The 1,865-nt window shown below is 46.9% G+C and carries 2 protein-coding genes; both read left to right on the forward strand.

Annotated features, from left to right (window positions below; translation table 11 throughout):
* Window positions 1–631, forward strand: a 631-nt coding sequence (locus ACUVJL_RS14005) for a DUF305 domain-containing protein (protein ID WP_445246402.1), incomplete at its 5' end; no start/stop codon positions are given.
* 268 nt (window positions 632–899) lie between these two features.
* A partial coding sequence (locus ACUVJL_RS14010) for a biotin/lipoyl-containing protein (protein WP_445246403.1) occupies window positions 900–1,865 on the forward strand: 966 nt, incomplete at its 3' end.

The following is a 1,865-nucleotide window of genomic DNA, read 5'->3' on the forward strand; positions in this document are numbered from 1 at the left end:
AAAAGCCCCTTCCAGCGAAACTCAAGCCCCAAATGTTACGGCTGCAACCGAAGCAAACAACAAGCAAGACATGGCACAAGGCGGCGGCATGGGTGGCATGAATCATGGCATGAATCACAATATGTCAATGGATTTAGGCCCTGCTGATGCCGACTACGATTTGCGATTTATTGATGGCATGACAGTACACCATCAAGGCGCTGTAAACATGGCTAAAGATGTGCTTAAACAATCCAAACGTCCGGAAATGAAAAAGCTTGCCACTGATATAATTGCTGCTCAAAAGCGCGAAATTAATCAAATGAAAGAGTGGCGAAAAACTTGGTATCCCAAAGCCAGCAGTACGCCAATGGCTTATCACGCTCAAATGGGTCACATGATGGCAATGACTCCCGAACAAATGCAAAACATGATGATGAGCATGGATTTAGGGGCGGCTGACGACCAATTTGACTTGCGATTTATCAATGCGATGATTCCTCACCACGAAGGAGCTTTAGTGATGGCTGAAGATGCTTTGAAGAAGTCAAAACGACCGGAAATGAAGAATTTATCTCAAGAAATTCTGACTTCGCAAAAGCAAGAAATTGAGCAAATGAAACAGTGGCGGCAAGCTTGGTACAAACAGTAGTGACGGGGTGGATAAATTTATCGCAATATCTGTAGTGGCGGGTTCACCCGAATATAAATGGTAAGTGAAAAAGCCTGAGAAACCCGCCCCGGCATTGACTAAAGAAACCGGGTTTTTTACCTGTTCTATGGCTGCAACGAATTTTTTAGTAAAAAACCCGGTTTCGGGCTACCCGTGCGTAAGTCCTAATTTATTTAACCTATTTCATCCTGATTTCATATTTATCTGCAAAACTGAGCTGTGAGTTCAGATTCGCCCCTACTCAATCATGCAATCTTGCCACTATTTCGCCTCCCCAATAAAGCTCTGCCGCGTTTCTGGGTTACTCCTGAGCCTCGCATTCCTCACCTCTGACGCCGCCGTTTTTGCCCACGCGGGACACGGAGATGAATTTAACCACAGCGGCGAAACAACTGAAACTCCTACTGCTATTTCTGTCGATGCCGAAACAGCCAAACGATTAGGAATTAAAGTTTCCCCTGCCGCCCGCCAGCGACTAGATATCGGCATCAAAACCACAGGACAAATTGAAACTTTGCCCAACCAAAAAGTCGAAGTGACGGCTCCTGTTGCTGGCAAAGTAGTAGAGTTGTTGGTTAAGCCTGGGGACAAAGTATCAAAAGGTCAACCCGTTGCAGTTTTATCGAGTTCTGAATTAGGACAATTGCGGGTTGAATCTCTCTCGAAACGAGCCGAAGCTGAGGCAGATTTGCAGCAAGCGCAAGGCGATTTCAAACTAGCACGAGAAAATTACGATCGCCAACTTCAAATATCCGCAGCAGAAATCGCCCAAGCCCAAACCCAACTGACAGCAGCAACCAAGCAGTACCAGCAAGAACAAGACTTGGTAAATAAGCGTTCAGTTGTGCAAGCCGCTAAAGAAAACTATCAGCGCCAAGTTGAAATAGCGCAAGCCGAAATAGCGCGGGCAGAAACTGAACTGACTGTGGCTAAAGAACAGTTCGATCGCGACAAAGAATTAGTGGCATCTGGGGCGATCGCGCGACGCACAATGCTGGAATCGCAAGCCCACTTCGCCGAAGCAAAAGCCGCTGTTGCTAAGGCAAAAAGCCGTCCTGAAGTTATCAAAGCCCAAACCGAAATTAAACAAGCCGAAGTAGACCTCCCAATGCGGGAATTGCGGGAAACTCAAGGCAGAGTAGCAGAAGCAAAAGCTCAACTTACCAGAGCTCAGAGCCGCCGGGAAGTCCTAGAAGCCGAGAACCAACTCAAA

The sequence above is a fragment of the Microcoleus sp. OTE_8_concoct_300 genome, from assembly GCF_031383065.1.
In the GTDB taxonomy this organism is placed as follows: domain Bacteria; phylum Cyanobacteriota; class Cyanobacteriia; order Cyanobacteriales; family Microcoleaceae; genus Microcoleus.